The sequence below is a fragment of the Pseudoalteromonas sp. M58 genome (genome assembly GCF_042604605.1).
GTDB lineage: Bacteria > Pseudomonadota > Gammaproteobacteria > Enterobacterales > Alteromonadaceae > Pseudoalteromonas > Pseudoalteromonas tetraodonis.
This window is the reverse complement of the sequence record NZ_CP152390.1, coordinates 1200857-1217137: the sequence shown is the minus strand read 5'-3', so window position 1 is coordinate 1217137 and position 16281 is coordinate 1200857. Positions and strand designations below refer to the sequence as shown.

Sequence of the window (16281 nt, the reverse complement as noted above, 5' to 3'; positions counted from 1 at the left end):
GTTTTTATACTTCAAGTTAAAAACCCGAAACGGCCATTGTCATTTCGGGTTTTTTATTGATTTAACTTTAATCTAAAAGTTACTGATAACAGTAGTCACTTATAAATTACTAGTGTGAAGATAGACGTTATTAAAGCCGCCCAACCTACCTATAAGCTCACCTTATCCAAACATTATAAGCATCCTACAAGTAAATTTAATAACCTATGTAGTAGGTCTCAATGCTTATAACGACATCCCCGCTTAGGTTTATATACATTACTGCATAACCATAATAACTAACACTGCGCTTATTATACCAATCCGCAATAATACTCAATCATTTTGCGGGGCTAAATGTGTCGCTATCTGTGTTAAAAAATTCTCATTTAGAACAACTAAATAGCGAATTTTTTGCCTAGCTATCAACCCGTTTTTCCTGCCTCAAAATAGACCGCTTAATTAAGCGAATTGGTATTAAAGAGTCTAGTTTATGATTTAGCTAACAACCTACACTACACCTTGATTAACTTGTAAAAAAGTCTGAAGTGTTCAATGACAGTCTCTTGGTGAGCCAAGAGTATGTATCAGACCTTGCAACAAATCATTATTGCTAACAACAGGGGGTAGTAAATTAGTGTGCTTCAAGGGACTTAGTAATAAAGATATGATGATTTAATTAGATTTTACGGAAAGAATATAAAGTGGTGCCCGAGGCCGGACTTGAACCGGCACGACTTGTTAGTCGAGGGATTTTAAATCCCTTGTGTCTACCAATTCCACCACTCGGGCATCGAGTTTGCTAATTAAAGCGTGTGGAGTAATTATTTGGAGGCGGAACCCGGAGTCGAACCGGGGTAAACGGATTTGCAATCCGGTGCATGGCCACTCTGCCATTCCGCCTAAACATATCAAATAATTTGGAGCGGCACACGAGGCTCGAACTCGTGACCTCGACCTTGGCAAGGTCGCGCTCTACCAACTGAGCTAGTGCCGCATAAAACTTTATCAGTAATTTGTACGTTGGTGCGCGACCATGTCGCGGCAAAACGTTCTGGCAACTGAGTTAGTGCCATAAAATAAGTATTTATCAAACTTTTAATTAACTTGGTCAATAATTAAAAGTGGTGCCCGAGGCCGGACTTGAACCGGCACGACTTGTTAGTCGAGGGATTTTAAATCCCTTGTGTCTACCAATTCCACCACTCGGGCATCGAGTTTGCTATTTAAAGCAAGTGGATAAAACTAATATGGAGCGGCACACGAGGCTCGAACTCGTGACCTCGACCTTGGCAAGGTCGCGCTCTACCAACTGAGCTAGTGCCGCATCATATTAATTCTAAATAAGATTTTTTATAAGTTACATATTGGTGTATGTAACCAAACCACAACGTGGTGCCCGAGGCCGGACTTGAACCGGCACGACTTGTTAGTCGAGGGATTTTAAATCCCTTGTGTCTACCAATTCCACCACTCGGGCATCGAGTTTGCTAATTAAAGCGTGTGGAGTGTTGATTGGAGGCGGAACCCGGAGTCGAACCGGGGTAAACGGATTTGCAATCCGGTGCATGGCCACTCTGCCATTCCGCCTCAATACTAGGTTAGCTTTAAGATAAACTGGAGCGGCACACGAGGCTCGAACTCGTGACCTCGACCTTGGCAAGGTCGCGCTCTACCAACTGAGCTAGTGCCGCTTTGTTTATCTAGGGGGCTATGCCCTCTCAACACGGACGCATTCTACAGAGATTATTAAACGCGTCAACACAAAAAATGCTACTTTTGAACTGTTTGATTATTTTTTATCTAAAATGGTGCGTTATTAGACGTTTACAATCAATTTTTGGTCAATTCTGCCCATGCTGCAACTAAATATTGCACCATAGAACTGAGCGTTAAAAACGTCGCTATATAAAGTAAGCCATAGCTTAAATACATCATCCAGGTATCGTACTGCCAAATTAGGCCAATAATGGCTAACATTTGCGCTGCGGTTTTTAACTTACCCATATCGGATACAGCTACATTGCCGCGTTTGCCTTGCTCAGCCATCCATTCTCGTAGCGCCGATATAACAATTTCACGGCTTATAATAATAAGTGCAGGAATAGTCATATACAAAGATTGATAATGCTCAGATAAAGCAACCAAGGCAGCGCACACCATTACTTTATCAGCAACAGGGTCTAAAAACGCACCAAAAGGCGTTGATTGTTCAAGCTTACGCGCTAAATAGCCATCGAGTATGTCAGTGATTGAAGCAAGCCAAAAAATAAAGGCAGCAACAAAGAATGCCCATGAATAAGGCATATAAAATATCACCAAAAAAATGGGGATAAGAAAGAGTCTAAACGTTGTGAGTGTGTTTGGAATATTCCACATAACTACTTGGATATGTCTTTTTTTCTATATTCGCACATAGGGCTAGCCCTTGTCATGCAAATGGTTAAATATCTTCTCAGCCATGTCAGGACTGATCCCAGGAACTTTCTTTAGCTGTTCTATATTAGCAGCTTTTACGCCTTGCATGCCCCCTAAATATTTTAATAATGTTTGTCGACGCTTTGAACCAACGCCATCTATTTCTTCTAATAGCGACTGAGTTCGCTGTTTTTGACGCTTATTTCGATGTCCTGCAATAGCAAAGCGATGCGACTCATCGCGAATATGCTGAATTAAATGCAGTGCGGGTGCATCCGAATCCATAGGAATAGTTTTACGCCCACCGTCAATAAGTAAAGTTTCAAGGCCTGGTTTACGGCTAGTGCCTTTTGCAACCCCAACTAATAGTGGCATTTTTGCATGCGGCCAGTTTTCAAAGTATTGTTCTGCCCTACCTAATTGGCCTTTACCACCATCAATAAAAATAACATCAGGAATTTTATCTTCATCCACTAACTTGTTATAACGTTTGTTTAGTGCAAATTCCATAGCGGCGTAATCGTCGCCACCGGTTATGCCCGTGACGTTGTAACGACGATATTCTTTATTGTTAGGCCCTTGAGAATCAAAAACAACACAACTGGCCACGGTGTTTTCGCCCATGGTGTGGCTGATATCAAAACATTCCATGCGATTAATGTCATCAAGACGCAAGGTAGCCTTTAATTGAGCATAACGCTTGTTTATAGAGTCTTGAGTGCTTTGCTTAACCGTAATACTATTTAATGCGTTTTTATTGGCTAACTGTAAGTACTGTGCTCGCTCACCACGGGTAACCACTTTAAGCGATACTTTACGTTCACTAATTTGAGTTAGTGCTTCGCTGAGCGCATCACTTTCTTCAATTTCAAATGGTAAGATGATTTCTTTGGCAATGCGTCCTGTTGCTCCCGGTGCTAAGTAATATTGGCCTAAGAAAGAGGTTAAGATTTCCTGCTCCTGTGAGTCTTTAGGCACCTTTGGAAAGTAAGTCTTACTACCCAGCACTTTATGATCGCGGATCATTAGTAGATGAATCCCATTTAAGCCATTTAAATGGGCAAAACCTACAACATCCATTTCAGCAAAATTACCTGAGATAGACTGCTGTTCCTGCATTTTACGCAATAGCATAATTTGGTCGCGAACTTTAGCTGCGAGTTCAAAGTTAAGCTGCTCACTGGCTTTTTCCATTTTAGCGATAAGTTCGGCTATTACTTCATGGGATTTACCGGTTAAAAATTTACGGACATAATCAACTTGCTGCGCGTATTCATCTTCAGAGACTTTATTAACACACGGCGCAGAGCAACGTTTTAATTGGTATTGCAAGCATGGCCGACTACGCGCACGGTAGTAAGCGTCTTCACATTGACGTACCGGAAATATTTTTTGCATTAAGCGCAAACTTTCTGATACGGCTCCAGCGCTTGGAAACGGGCCAAAATATTCGCCTTTTACTTTTCTGCTACCACGATGAAAGGCTAAACGAGGGTGCTTATGATTCGTGAGTAATATGTACGGGTACGATTTATCATCACGTAACAGAATATTATAACGTGGCTGATATTTCTTAATGAGGTTATTTTCGAGCAGAAGCGCTTCTGTTTCTGTATTAGTAAGTGTGACTTCAATATTACAAATATTACTCACTAAAACACGGGTTTTGCTGTCGGTAATGTTGCTGCGAAAGTAACTGCTCACCCGTTTTTTTAAACTTTTAGCTTTACCGACATAAATAACTTGGTTGTCATTATCGAGCATGCGATAAACGCCAGGCTCACTCGATAATGTTTTTAAAAACTGGGCATGATCAAATTCAGACATATATATCGACTAGTAAGAGATATCTATATCAATCATTTTGTAACGTATGGCTAAATGAGTAAGCTCTACATCGCCCCCTACGTTAAGCTTTTCAAACATACGATAGCGATAACTGTTTACTGTTTTAGAGCTTAAATTTAAGCGCTCAGCAATATCCTGTGCTTTTTCACCTTTGGTGATCATCAGCATAATTTGCAGTTCACGCTCAGACAAACTTTGAAATGGGTTTTCATCAGTTCGCCCAGTAACCTGCGCAAGCGCAATTTGCTGTGCTATTTCTGGCGCAATATAACGTTGCCCTGCATGCACGCAACGTATAGCACGCACCATTTCATCAGATCCTGCCCCCTTGGTTAAAAAACCATGAGCACCAATTTGCATAACCTTGCTCGGAAATGGGTCTTCACAATTAACTGTAAGCACAATAATTTTTACATCGGGACAATAACGGCAAATCTTTTTAGTTGCCTCAAGCCCGCCCATACCAGGCATGTTCATATCCATTAATACTATATTTGGCGCATGTTGACGACAAAACTGCACAGCCTCTTCGCCTGTTTTAGCTTCACCTATTACTTTAAAACCACGTATGTCATCAAGAATACGTCTGATCCCTGTGCGCACAAGTTCATGGTCATCAACTAAAAGTACGTTAATCAATGGAACACCCTCACTAGCCTAATAAGATGCAAGTTAACAAAATTAATTTTCAACATTAGCATAGATAATACGAAACCATAACTAATATTATGCTTTCGCCGTCGGTCGCTATGACCCAATATTGTCAAAGCGTATTTACCTATCGTAGGTAAATACGCCATAGTGATTTAAGCTGAGGCTTTTTCACTAAAACGGTCTACCCACAAAGCAATGATACCGTCGCCAGTTACATTACACGCAGTGCCGAAGCTATCTTGTGCAAGGTACAGCGCAATCATTAGTGCCACTGCACCTTCGTTGAAACCAAGCATACTAGTTAATAAACCTAACGCCGACATTACCGCGCCACCTGGGGCACCTGGTGCAGCAATCATAACCACACCTAGCATCATAATGAATGGCAGCATAGCCATTAGTGAAGGTACTTCCATGCTAGGCGATAAAAACATCACAGCCATAGCACAGGTAACTATTGTAATTGTTGAACCTGATAGATGAATAGTGGCACATAATGGGACTGTAAAGTTAGCTACATCTTCTTTAACATTATTTGCTTTACTTGATTGCAAAGAGACTGGAATGGTTGCCGCGCTCGACATGGTTCCTAATGCAGTAAAGTACGCAGGTAGCATGTTTTTAATTAGCTCAATAGGATTACGCTTAAGTAATAGACCCGATACAATATAAAGCACACTCAACCATAACCAATGCATCACTAATGCGGCAATGAGTACTACACCAAAGGCCTGTAATGTATCAACAACGGTACCTGCCACGGTCATTTCAGCAAACACACCCGCAATGTAAAACGGTAATGCTGGGATAATTACTTTAGCAAGTAAACCATCTATAATATCGCGCCCTTGATCAGACACCGTTTTTAATGTGTCTAAACCTAGCTGGCTCATACCAATACCAAATACAAATGCTGTGACTAAAGCAGTCATTACACCCATTAATGGTGGAATTTCTAAGTCAATAAAGCTACCTACCTCGGTGACTGCTTCAGCTTCAAATGAAATTCCACCGCTTAGGAACGGAATAATCGCTGTGACTAATAAAAACGCTAAGGTACCGGCAATAATTGTTGAGCCGTAAGCAAAACCAACCGTTTTTCCCAGTAAATGCCCTGATCCTTTAGGAAGCCCGGCAATCCCAGAGGCAATAAAAAACAAAATAATCAGTGGAATTGTAAAACTAATAAGCTGGCCAATAAGCTCTTTTACTGTGTATAAAAGCTCAACGCCAGTTAAGGGAATATAGAGTCCGACTAAAATACCGGCCACAATACCGGCAATTAATTTTAAGATTAACTTCATGGTGATTACTTTATTGAATTTAGATAATGTGTTTTTATCATGTTTTGAATAGTTTGTGTCAATAAACTGTTCAACCGCAGTTCATTTGCACAATTAACCAACAAAATATAAGTATGTAGTGTTGATTTGTTTAAATAACGACTACATAAACAAAAAATACAGTACAAAGTTAAAAACGAACAAATGGCCTCAAGTTCACCTTTTTAATAACTAAAAAAATAACAGGTTGAGTTTTTAGTTCAATCCGTTATAAGCGGAATTAATATATGTTATAGCCAAAGCTTACTTTAACTTTTTTTATCTCACAGTAAAGTAGGCTTATAAAGTTAACAGACTAACTGTTAATGTGTTGATCAGATTGTACCTAAAGGAACATTATGTCTACTATTTTTGAAGATAACTCACTAAGCATCGGTAACACACCGTTGGTAAAACTTAACCGTGTTACAGGTGGGAATGTATACGCTAAAGTTGAGTCGCGTAACCCAAGCTTTAGTATTAAATGCCGTATTGGTGCATCGATGATTTGGGAAGCTGAAAAATCAGGTCAACTTACCAAAGATAAAGAGCTTATAGAGCCAACATCAGGTAACACGGGCATTGCACTGGCATTTGTAGCAGCCTCACGCGGCTACAAATTAACGCTTACAATGCCAAACACCATGAGCTTAGAACGTCGTAAGCTATTAAAAGCACTCGGTGCTAATCTTGTACTAACAGACGGTGCTAAAGGTATGAACGGTGCTATTGCTAAGGCCAAAGAAATTCAAGCATCAGCCCCTGAAAAGTTTATTTTATTACAACAATTTGAAAACCCTGCAAACCCTAAAATTCACTTTGAAACAACTGGCCCAGAAATCTTTGATGCACTTGATGGCAAAATCGATTTCTTTGTTGCAGGCGTTGGTACTGGTGGAACTATCACAGGTGTAAGCCGTTATCTTAAAAAAGAAAAAGGCTTAAATGTAAAATCAATCGCTGTAGAGCCAAGCCACTCTCCGGTAATTAGCCAAACACTTGCTGGTGAAGAAGTAAAACCTGGGCCACATAAGATTCAAGGTATTGGTGCAGGCTTTATTCCTGGGAATTTAGACCTATCAATAATTGATGGTGTAGAGCAAGTCTCTAATGAAGAATGTATAGCAATGTGTCACGAGCTAATGAAAAAAGAAGGGATTTTAGTTGGTATTTCATCAGGTGCAGCTGTGGTTGCAGCGAAACGTATTGCTGAACGTCCTGAAAATGCAGATAAAAATATTGTGGTTATTTTGCCAAGTGCAACAGAGCGTTACTTATCAAGCCCGATGTTTGACGAAGAGTTTAGCGAACAAGAGCTTGTGCAATAATCAAGCGTTCTGATTAAAAAAGGATGTTTTTTAACATCCTTTTTTATTGCTTTTTTAATAAGTTACTATCTATTTAGTCCACTCCTCTTTACATCTTCTCCATTCCATCACACACTTTATGTATAAGTAATCAACCTGACCAAATATGAAAACAATTTTAACCATTTTTGTGCTCATTTTTAGTATTTTGATCGTTGGCTGTAATGAAAATACTAAACCTAAAGAGCAGTATATTGACAATGATCGTCCAGGCGACACTGCTACTGTGTATTTTGATGCGCTTTATAACCAGCATAACTTGCAAAAAGCCAGCGATTTCGCAACGCCTAAATTAGCCCGCATAATGAAATCGTATGGGACGGCCAAACAGTTTGCGCGTAGTCTTATTAATTTACAATACGATGAAGTTGTGATTGAAATTGATATGTCAAATTCAAGCCTGCGAGAACAGTATGGCAATCAGGCTAAAATAAACATTGTGTTTACCGGTTATTTTAATGGTAAAAAAATCGATGATTTCCGCAGCATTGAAATGCTTAAAATAAAAGGTAAGTGGTACGTAGATAAAATCATCGCCGATCCTTACGGGCGCTGATCAGTCATTCAGAGCCTTAGTAAAGATAACCGTATATTCGAGCTTAAAAAACACACAACATAAAAAAAGCCTTAAATCATAAATTTAAGGCTTTTTTATTATCTTCTTTATTATTATAACTCAGCGTTAGATGTCTTCTGGTTTAAAGTTATCAACCGCAATAGCCTGCATTCTTAGCTTATTAGCATGATGCATTGCCTCACCATCAACCTTCGTTACGAGCTCGTGTTCAAGTGCGTAATCAATCGCTTGTTCAATATCATAGGTGGCAGGCACCTTGCCTTTTCGTTGCCACTGTTTCAACTGCTTAAATTGATTGTGCATATCGTGCATTGCTAAGAAAGCATTTTCCATAACACCCGTTCCGGCATTTTCATCCACATAACACAAATGGGTAAGTCTATTTCTAAATACCCCTGGTTGAGTCATGTGCTCGCAAATACGCTGGGCAATCGCATCACTTGGTTTGTGATAATGGTTACCTAATGGAAAAACAATACGCTTAAGTGCAAAGTTAATCACTGGATTAGAAAAGTTTTTAAAGAAGCCGTCAAATGCTTGACCTATTTCATATAATGACGTCTCTATTGCATACTTAACAAAAGGTAAATCAGCTTGTTGACGCCCTTCATCTTCAAAACGTTTTAACACGGTAGAAGCAATATACAAATGACTTAATACATCGCCTAAACGTGCCGATATCATTTCTTTGCGTTTAAGTTCACCACCTAACATCAACATTGCAACATCTGTGGTAAACGCAAGTCCTCGGCTCATTCTCCCTAATTGTTTATAGTTGGCCGCGGTTTCTCCGCACACAGGCGCTTTGGCAAAGTGGCTGCGAGTTAAACCATGCACTAAAGCCATGCTTGCATTGCTAATAGCAAACACTATGTGGTTCATCAATAGACCATCAAATTGCTCTAATGCCGCGTCATCATCTTCCATTGAAGCCGCTTCCATTTCTTTTAATACAAACGGATGACAACGAGTAGCGCCTTGGCCAAATATCATTAAATTACGAGTTAAAATATTAGCGCCCTCAACCGTAATCGAAACCGGAATACCCATATAGCCATGTGCTAAATAGTTATTAGGCCCAACCTGAATCCCTTTACCTGCATGAATGTCCATCGCATCATTCATTACTGTTCGACCCATTTCGGTCATATGGTATTTTGCAATAGCTGTTACTACTGATGGACTTAGTTTTAAATCAATAGCACCAGCTGTCATTAATCTGCACGATTCCAGCGCATAAGTTAGGCCACCTATACGTGCTAACCCTTCTTGAACCCCTTCAAATTGACCAATTGACACACCAAACTGTTGTCGAACAACAGAGTAAGCCGAAGTCATTTTAGCCGCTAAATGCCCTGTTGCAGTGCTTAATGCCGGTAACGAAATACCACGCCCTGCACTTAAACATTCAACTAGCATGCGCCAACCTCGTCCTGCCCCTTGCTGACCACCTATAATCCAATCAAGCGGAATAAATACATCTTCACCATACGTTGTGCCATTCATAAACGCCATATTTAGGGGGTAATGACGCTCTCCTGTTTTAACACCTGGATGATCGGTTGGAATGAGTGCACACGTAATGCCAAGCTCTTTTTCATCGCCTAACAACCCATCTGGGTCGTACATTTTAAATGCAAGCCCTAACACAGTCGCAACTGGCGCAAGTGTGATATAGCGTTTTGACCAATTTAAACGCAGCCCCAACACTTCCTTACCATCATGCTCGCCTTTGCACACCACACCAGAATCAGGAATACTGCCAGCATCTGAGCCAGCCTCAGGGCCCGTTAATGCAAAACAAGGCACATCGTCGCCTTTTGCAAGGCTAGGTAGCCAGCGCTCTTGTTGCTCAGTTGTTCCGTAGTGCAGTAATAACTCACCAGGACCTAAGCTATTGGGTACCATGACCGTTACGGCGGCTGTTAAGCTTTTAGTCGCAATTTTTGACACTATGGTGGAATTAGCAATAGCAGAGAATTCAAGACCCCCAAATTTTTCTGGGATGATCATTGCAAAAAAACCTTCGGTTTTTAAAAAGTCCCAAACCTCTTTAGGTAAATCTTTGTCTTTTTGTACAATTTTATAGTCATCAAGCATGGCTAATAAAGTTTCAACTTGATTATCTATAAATGCAGTTTCTTTTTCACTTAACTGTGGACGCGGATAGTTGTGTAATTTTTGCCAATCAGGATCACCACTAAATAGCTCGCCATCCCACCAAACATCGCCTGCTTCCATGGCTTCTCGCTCTGTTTGCGATAATGGCGGTAATACTTTTTTAAACATTTTAAAAGTGGGTCGAGTAATTAAATTAAGGCGGATATCTTTAATTGCAAACACCACGATCACCACAACCAGCAATATAATAAATACTGACATAAACACATTCCTTTACAGTTATAAAAACATTGATTTAATTATGACCGATCTTAATTTAAATACAATGGGCTGTCAGAGGAGTGCCACTAAATGATGAGCCGATTCTATTGTAATTAAAATATAATGATAAAGTAGAGTTACGCATTTATTACACACAGCAAAAAGCCCACAAAGTGTGGGCTTTTTACTACTTAACTGGTTTTAATTATTTAATTAAAACTGAAAACGCATGTTAGCAAAGTAAGCATCGTTATCTGAGTCATCTGCGTTGTTGCCGTAACCCACTTTTAAACCAATGTTTTTATTGATGAAGTGTTGAGCACCAAAGCTGTAGTTGTCTTCTTTATCGTAAGCTGCAAATACAGAAGTCGCTTTAGAGAAGTAGTAGTTTGTTTCTACGTTCCATTGGTCATCTGCTTCGTCAAGGCTTACAAATGTACCTTCTACTGTTAAGTAGTTACCTTGTTGTAAATCAACAAAGTATTTAGCAGCTACTGAACGAGAATCAAAATCATCATCTGATTCTACAGTGATACCTACATAATCTGTATCGTTTAGCATGTGGTTGTATGCTAAAGAAAAGAATGTAACGTTATCACCATCTTTTTGATCAACAAATCTTACTTTTGCAAGTAAATCTGGGTTAAAGAAATAACCAGCAGAAAGTGTGTATGACTCGTTGTTAGAGTTGTAATCAGCATTTTGGTAAGACGCACCAACAACAAAATCTTCAACGAAGTATTCACCGCCAATAGCAGTCACATCGCCAAAATCGTCATCAGCGTAGCCACCAAATACGTTGCTTTGCTTGTTAATGTATTCGAATTGGTCGTATGGACCTAGTGTGCTCTTTGGAGAGAAGTAGTAAGTAGAGTCCACGCTGATAGTATCGTTGTTATCAGTATCTGTGTAGCCTAAGTTACTGATTGATTGATAGCTATCTGCAGCGTGTGCAGCACTTGATAATAAAAGACCTGAAATAATAATTGCTAACTTTTTCATAATGAAACATCCCTATGTACATTGTTTTTGTACTTTAACTACATTGCTAAAGTGGGGGTATGCTAACGCCGCGAAACTGAACGAAAACTGAATCAAGCAATTGTATTTGTTAGGGAATTTGTAAGAAAGTGTTGGAGTAATTTATGTTAAAGTAATCGCAACAAGCTGTAAACAATTACTTTAATTTTACACCGATTTTTGTTTGTTTCTATAATGAATACTGGCTGATTATCCTATAAACATCATTTATGTTATCACCTGCTTTAAAGTCCTTGCTAATAGGCGTTGGATCTGAACCTACCCATATTTTTAACTCGGCGTCTAAATCAAAGTGCCCCGCACTCTCTTTACTGAATTTAGTAATTTTAGAATAGGCAATACTGATCATTTCCATTTTAGACCCTGTCACGCCTTGCTTATCGATTAAAATAAGTCGCTTATTAGTAAAGATAAACATATCACGGACAACTTTATACGCTTTTTCAACTTGCTCACCTTCAATAAGGGTATTTGCCAACACTTTCTCTAAATCAGCGTCATCCACTTCACTGGCATTACCCATTAAACCACTAAATAGTCCCATTATAGTTTCTCCTGTTTAAATATTTGATTTTCTAATGTATGGCCATTTACTAACTGCCGATACTGCCAATTATGTTGGCGACAAAATTGCAATAGTGCTATATCGAGCGGATCACTGGTTGGTTGATACTCAATCACGTACTCTTTGTGCTGGCTCATATAAACACGACTCACCCCCTCAAGTGCTTGGAGTTGTTGCTCCACATTTTGATACACGTCGCTAAGCATTAAGGTGTAAAAGTGCTTATCGGTGTTCACTGCTTTAGTTTGGTGCTCGCTTAATACGCCTTTATCCAAATGGAGTACTTGGGAACACAGTCGTTCTAATTCAGTTAAATCATGTGAACTTAAAATAAACGTCGCTTGGTCACTTAACTGAGATACCAACTCGCGCACTTCTCTGGCATGAATAGGATCAAGCCCTGCCGTGGCTTCATCTAACATTACAATTTGTGGTGAGCCAATTAATGCTTGCGCTATGGTTACACGCTTGCGCATACCGTGGGATAAATCCCCAGCGCGGTTTTTTGCAATTTCGCTAAGGCCCACTAAATCAAGCACACGAAGTGCCTCTACGTGGCTTTGCTTAGTACTCATGCCTTGTAGCTTGGCATAAAAACTAAGTTGTTTATCTATATTAAAACGCGGATCAAGCTGGGCATCTTGCGGTAATGCACTCACTTTATTAAATAAAGCAGCGCTGCCTGGTTTATGGCCGAGTATTTCAAGCTCTCCCATGCTAGGGGCTATATAGCCGCACAGCAAACTAAATAAAGTAGTTTTTCCTGCGCCATTAGGGCCAACAAGCGCAACGGGAGCACCTTTTTGAATCTCAAAATTCACATTATTAAGAGCCAGTTTTGAGCCGTACGATTTACTTAAATTACGCCCTGTGATTAATGATTTCATAGTGAGCTCCTTGCAAAAACACGTTGCGCAACCACAAGTAGCACCGCTGTTTGCACAAGCGGAATAGCCAATGCACCCAATAGCGGTAAGTTCTGTCCCGCTAATAACTCTATTTGCACACCAGGGAATAAATAATCAAGCACACTTAATGCGGGTATTTGCCACTCCAGCAATCCAACAATAATGCCACCGGCTGTAAAATATAAAATGGCTAACACAATAGATAAGCGAGATGAGCTCGCAAAAGTATTAATCAAACTCATTAACGCAACAAACGGCGCAAAAGTAACAATGAGAATTAAAAATATTGAAACTGCACGGCCAACGCCACCAGCAAGTAAGCTCGGATCGCGAAACCCGAGCACCGCCAATGTCGCTACCAATGTAATGCCAACTAAACAGGTTAGTACCGCTAACTGCCCTAAAAATCGACCAAAGAGTATTTCAAAGCGGGTTGAGCGCAGTGATAAAAACCTTAAAGTCCCCCTCTCTCTGTCACCCACAGTTTGATCACTACAAATAAATAAGCTAAAAACAGGAAAACTATACAAAGCAATTAGCCAATACATAGCAAATTCGGCTTCAGGCCAATCAAGTAACTTATTTAATCCAATAGAGCCGGAAATATCACGGGCTATTTGTTCAAAATCGGGGGAGCTGATAATGCCCACTGCCTGCCCTATGGGGTAACGTAAAATAACAAGCCACACTAGTGCAAAAGCCGCCAGTGCAATAAGTCCTCGTTTAGTTAAAAACATACGTACAAGCTCAAAACCCGCAATTTGAGTTAAGCGCCCTACGTTTATTGGTAATGGTGTTGCCATTGACTATCCTTAATGACGTTGTTCATGCTTTAAAATAAGCGTTATTTAACAACACTAAGTGTAAACACGTTGAATTGCTAGCAAAAAAAAGCCTACTCAGAGGTAGGCTTTGTAACAAATAATGTAATTTAAACAATTAGTAATTATAAATGTTGCTCATAAATAGCTAATGCTTGCTGTAAGTCGGCAATTAAATCTTCAGCATCTTCTAAGCCAATGTGCAAACGAATAACAGGTCCATGCTCCCATCCTGTTTGCGAGCGCAGCCCTTTCATTGATAGGTTTGCCGTTACTAAGCTCTCAAAGCCTCCCCAAGAAAAGCCCATTTTAAAATGCTGCAAGCTATCTAAAAAAGCATCAATGGCCTTTTGGTTACCGGTTTTCATTACAAACGAAAACAAACCATTACTACCGTCAAAATCGCGTTTGAAAAATTCATGCCCAGGACATGTTTCAAATGCTGGGTGGCGAATATGATCAACTAACTCGTGCTGCTCTAACCATTTAGCAACCTCAATAGCCGCTTTTTCATGCTGATTTAATCGCACCGCCATGGTACGCAAACCTCGTAGTGCTAAATACGCATCATCTGCACTGGTGCATTGCCCGAGTAAATAAGAGTGTTCACGAAGTGTTGGCCAATATTTTTTATTCGCTACAGCTACGCCCATCATCACATCTGAATGACCTACAATATATTTGGTTGCCGCTTGAATACTAATATCAACACCATGTTCAAGTGGGCGATAGTGCAAACCATTACCATAAGTGTTATCAAGCACTGTCATCACATTATGATCATTTGCCACTTGCACCATAGCGGGAACATCTTGAATTTCCATGGTAATTGAACCCGGAGATTCTAAAAACAACACTTTGGTATTGTCTTGAATGTACTCTTTTATATCTGCGCCAATCATGGGCGGATAATAGGTCGTAGTAATGCCCAGCTCCGCTAAAATCTTGTCGCAAAAATCACGGGTTGGCTCGTAAACAGTATCCACTATTAAAATATGATCACCGGACTTTAAAAACGATAACAATGTTTGGCTTATCGCTGCCGCGCCACATGGGTATAAGGCACAGCCTTCACCCCCTTCGAGTTCAGTAATTGCCTCTTGCAGGGCAAAATGCGTAGTGGTGCCACGACGGCCATAAAATAACGTTTTATCACCGCGTGTTTTAGCCGCTTCTTTAAGCTCACTCACAGAATCAAACACAATCGTTGAAGCGCGCTGTACCACAGGATTGACTACGCCATGGGTGTACGCTTTTTTGCGCCCTGATGAGACTAACTGAGTATTTTTATTTTTGCTCGACATGATTCATCCTTCTATCTGAGTACGCCAATATTCAATTAAATAACGCGAAATTGAATCAGCTCTAGGTAGCTTTAAATGCTCCCCTTGATGGTGCCAATCTTTAAATTGCGCAAGTTCTTCGCGAGAAAACCACTTTGCATCTTCAAGTTCATCTTGCTCTGTGCTTATTTCATCACTGCTTGCTGTGGCAATAAAACCTAGCATAATTGACGAAGGAAACGGCCAAGGTTGCGAAGCAATGTATTCTGCTTTTTCCACAGTAATACCCGCCTCTTCTTTTACTTCTCGGATCACGGTTTGTTCAAGGGTTTCACCAGGGTCAACAAAGCCTGCAAGGGATGAATACAATCCTTTTGGCCAAGTTGCTTGGCGACCCAATAAGCAGCGTTCAATCCCATCAGAAAATGTTTTAGTTACTACCATAATAACCGCAGGATCGGTACGCGGAAAAGTCTGGTGCAAACACGCAGGATTGTCGCATAATCGAGAGTGACCCGCTTCAACTAAGTGATTTTTGGTACCACAACGACCACAAAAACTATGAGTGGCATGCCAGTAACACAACCCACGGGCAAGCGCTGCATTTGAGCCATCTTCAAGCGCCACCTGTGTACCAAACTGGCGAATATCTGCAAACTGGGCGCCATCAATAATCGTTGCTAATAACGACTCGTCGAGTGCGGTTACATCTAGCGCAAATACGGCATTATCCTGCTCATTTGAACCTAAAAAAATAGCCTGCGTTAAATCTAAATGTGCCACCTGTAGGTAAGCCAAATACACCACCTCAGGGCTACTGTTAGCAAATAAGGTGTGATTGCCTTTAACTAAAAGCCATAAGCTGTCTGCTGTTTTTTTTGCGTCTACCCAAGTAGGGTCTTTGCGCGCATTTGAGCCTCTGTCTAATGGCATATTACTGTAGTTAAGCATGTAATTCCTTGATACTAATTGATTCTTAAAATTACCATAATCATCCACTAAACCCAATTTATTACCGCCATAAAAAAAGCCTAAATTAGGCTTAATTAATCTATGCACCCGCTGTATTAAAAATGCTCATGTTGAAGGTGGGCATTCTGCTCAAAATTACACCGA

At 40.3% G+C, this 16281-nt stretch carries 13 protein-coding genes and 8 tRNA genes; 2 read left to right on the top strand and 19 right to left on the bottom strand.

Annotated features, from left to right (window positions below):
* Positions 1–684 precede the first annotated feature (684 nt).
* The 12 genes from AAGD16_RS05695 to AAGD16_RS05640 all read right to left on the bottom strand — a co-directional run bounded on the left by AAGD16_RS05695 (position 685) and on the right by AAGD16_RS05640 (position 6203).
* A tRNA-Leu gene (locus tag AAGD16_RS05695) sits at positions 685–771 on the bottom strand.
* A gap of 37 nt (positions 772–808) precedes the next feature.
* A tRNA-Cys gene (locus AAGD16_RS05690) sits at positions 809–882 on the bottom strand.
* Positions 883–900: 18 nt separating this feature from the next.
* Positions 901–976 (bottom strand) — tRNA-Gly (locus tag AAGD16_RS05685).
* A gap of 128 nt (positions 977–1104) precedes the next feature.
* A tRNA-Leu gene (locus AAGD16_RS05680) sits at positions 1105–1191 on the bottom strand.
* A gap of 39 nt (positions 1192–1230) precedes the next feature.
* A tRNA-Gly gene (locus AAGD16_RS05675) sits at positions 1231–1306 on the bottom strand.
* 66 nt (positions 1307–1372) lie between these two features.
* Positions 1373–1459 (bottom strand) — tRNA-Leu (locus AAGD16_RS05670).
* A 36-nt stretch (positions 1460–1495) separates the two neighbouring features.
* Positions 1496–1569, bottom strand: a tRNA-Cys gene (locus AAGD16_RS05665).
* A 28-nt stretch (positions 1570–1597) separates the two neighbouring features.
* Positions 1598–1673 (bottom strand) — tRNA-Gly (locus tag AAGD16_RS05660).
* 139 nt (positions 1674–1812) lie between these two features.
* A complete protein-coding gene (pgsA, locus tag AAGD16_RS05655) occupies positions 1813–2358 on the bottom strand; it encodes a CDP-diacylglycerol--glycerol-3-phosphate 3-phosphatidyltransferase (protein WP_013464594.1) in 546 nt (181 codons plus the stop codon).
* Between the two features lie 42 nt (positions 2359–2400).
* Positions 2401–4224: an excinuclease ABC subunit UvrC gene (uvrC, locus tag AAGD16_RS05650; protein ID WP_024601643.1), complete on the bottom strand. Its 1824-nt coding sequence runs from the start codon at positions 4222–4224 to the stop codon at positions 2401–2403.
* A gap of 9 nt (positions 4225–4233) precedes the next feature.
* Entirely contained in the window at positions 4234–4884 is a 651-nt protein-coding gene (uvrY, locus tag AAGD16_RS05645; protein WP_016899482.1) for a UvrY/SirA/GacA family response regulator transcription factor, read from the bottom strand.
* Between the two features lie 167 nt (positions 4885–5051).
* Positions 5052–6203, bottom strand: coding sequence for a dicarboxylate/amino acid:cation symporter (locus AAGD16_RS05640; protein WP_016899481.1), 1152 nt, complete (start codon positions 6201–6203; stop codon positions 5052–5054).
* A 377-nt stretch (positions 6204–6580) separates the two neighbouring features.
* On the opposite strand from AAGD16_RS05640, the gene cysK reads away from it, so the two are divergent.
* Both cysK and AAGD16_RS05630 read left to right on the top strand, forming a co-directional pair.
* Positions 6581–7549 (top strand): cysteine synthase A, encoded by a 969-nt coding sequence (cysK, locus tag AAGD16_RS05635; protein WP_028835324.1) that lies wholly within the window; start codon positions 6581–6583, stop codon positions 7547–7549.
* A 145-nt stretch (positions 7550–7694) separates the two neighbouring features.
* On the top strand, positions 7695–8144 hold the full coding sequence (locus AAGD16_RS05630) for a hypothetical protein (RefSeq protein ID WP_013464590.1): 450 nt from the start codon (positions 7695–7697) through the stop codon (positions 8142–8144).
* A gap of 126 nt (positions 8145–8270) precedes the next feature.
* Here AAGD16_RS05630 and AAGD16_RS05625 read toward each other — a convergent pair whose 3' ends face one another.
* From AAGD16_RS05625 to nudC, 7 genes are all read right to left on the bottom strand, one after another.
* Positions 8271–10547 carry an acyl-CoA dehydrogenase gene (locus AAGD16_RS05625; RefSeq protein WP_377114180.1) on the bottom strand — a complete coding sequence of 759 codons (2277 nt, stop codon included), beginning with the start codon at positions 10545–10547 and terminating at the stop codon, positions 8271–8273.
* A gap of 213 nt (positions 10548–10760) precedes the next feature.
* Positions 10761–11549, bottom strand: a complete 789-nt coding sequence (locus AAGD16_RS05620) for a putative porin (protein WP_013464588.1) — start codon at positions 11547–11549, stop codon at positions 10761–10763.
* Between the two features lie 208 nt (positions 11550–11757).
* On the bottom strand, positions 11758–12132 hold the full coding sequence (locus AAGD16_RS05615) for a PH domain-containing protein (RefSeq protein ID WP_013464587.1): 375 nt from the start codon (positions 12130–12132) through the stop codon (positions 11758–11760).
* On the bottom strand, positions 12132–13040 hold the full coding sequence (locus AAGD16_RS05610) for an ABC transporter ATP-binding protein (protein WP_013464586.1): 909 nt from the start codon (positions 13038–13040) through the stop codon (positions 12132–12134). The genes AAGD16_RS05615 and AAGD16_RS05610 overlap by 1 nt, the downstream gene beginning before the upstream one ends.
* Complete coding sequence (locus tag AAGD16_RS05605; RefSeq protein ID WP_013464585.1) at positions 13037–13864, bottom strand: ABC transporter permease; 828 nt, start codon at positions 13862–13864, stop codon at positions 13037–13039. The genes AAGD16_RS05610 and AAGD16_RS05605 overlap by 4 nt, the downstream gene beginning before the upstream one ends.
* 143 nt (positions 13865–14007) lie before the next feature.
* Positions 14008–15186 (bottom strand): cystathionine beta-lyase, encoded by a 1179-nt coding sequence (locus AAGD16_RS05600; RefSeq protein WP_377114175.1) that lies wholly within the window; start codon positions 15184–15186, stop codon positions 14008–14010.
* Between the two features lie 3 nt (positions 15187–15189).
* The gene (nudC, locus tag AAGD16_RS05595) at positions 15190–16116 is read right to left on the bottom strand and encodes an NAD(+) diphosphatase (RefSeq protein ID WP_013464583.1); all 927 of its coding nucleotides are present in this window, start codon (positions 16114–16116) and stop codon (positions 15190–15192) included.
* Positions 16117–16281: the final 165 nt, after the last annotated feature.

Excerpts from the sequence above, each read along its gene's own strand:
- uvrC (WP_024601643.1), bottom strand. The coding sequence starts at position 4,224 with ATGTCTGAATTTGATCATGCCCAGTTTTTAAAAACATTATCGAGTGAG.
- AAGD16_RS05625 (WP_377114180.1), bottom strand. The coding sequence starts at position 10,547 with ATGTCAGTATTTATTATATTGCTGGTTGTGGTGATCGTGGTGTTTGCA.
- AAGD16_RS05605 (WP_013464585.1), bottom strand. The coding sequence starts at position 13,864 with ATGGCAACACCATTACCAATAAACGTAGGGCGCTTAACTCAAATTGCG.
- pgsA (WP_013464594.1), bottom strand. The coding sequence starts at position 2,358 with ATGTGGAATATTCCAAACACACTCACAACGTTTAGACTCTTTCTTATC.
- AAGD16_RS05600 (WP_377114175.1), bottom strand. The coding sequence starts at position 15,186 with ATGTCGAGCAAAAATAAAAATACTCAGTTAGTCTCATCAGGGCGCAAA.
- AAGD16_RS05630 (WP_013464590.1), top strand. The coding sequence starts at position 7,695 with ATGAAAACAATTTTAACCATTTTTGTGCTCATTTTTAGTATTTTGATC.
- AAGD16_RS05615 (WP_013464587.1), bottom strand. The coding sequence starts at position 12,132 with ATGGGACTATTTAGTGGTTTAATGGGTAATGCCAGTGAAGTGGATGAC.
- cysK (WP_028835324.1), top strand. The coding sequence starts at position 6,581 with ATGTCTACTATTTTTGAAGATAACTCACTAAGCATCGGTAACACACCG.
- nudC (WP_013464583.1), bottom strand. The coding sequence starts at position 16,116 with ATGCTTAACTACAGTAATATGCCATTAGACAGAGGCTCAAATGCGCGC.
- AAGD16_RS05640 (WP_016899481.1), bottom strand. The coding sequence starts at position 6,203 with ATGAAGTTAATCTTAAAATTAATTGCCGGTATTGTGGCCGGTATTTTA.
- AAGD16_RS05620 (WP_013464588.1), bottom strand. The coding sequence starts at position 11,549 with ATGAAAAAGTTAGCAATTATTATTTCAGGTCTTTTATTATCAAGTGCT.
- AAGD16_RS05610 (WP_013464586.1), bottom strand. The coding sequence starts at position 13,040 with ATGAAATCATTAATCACAGGGCGTAATTTAAGTAAATCGTACGGCTCA.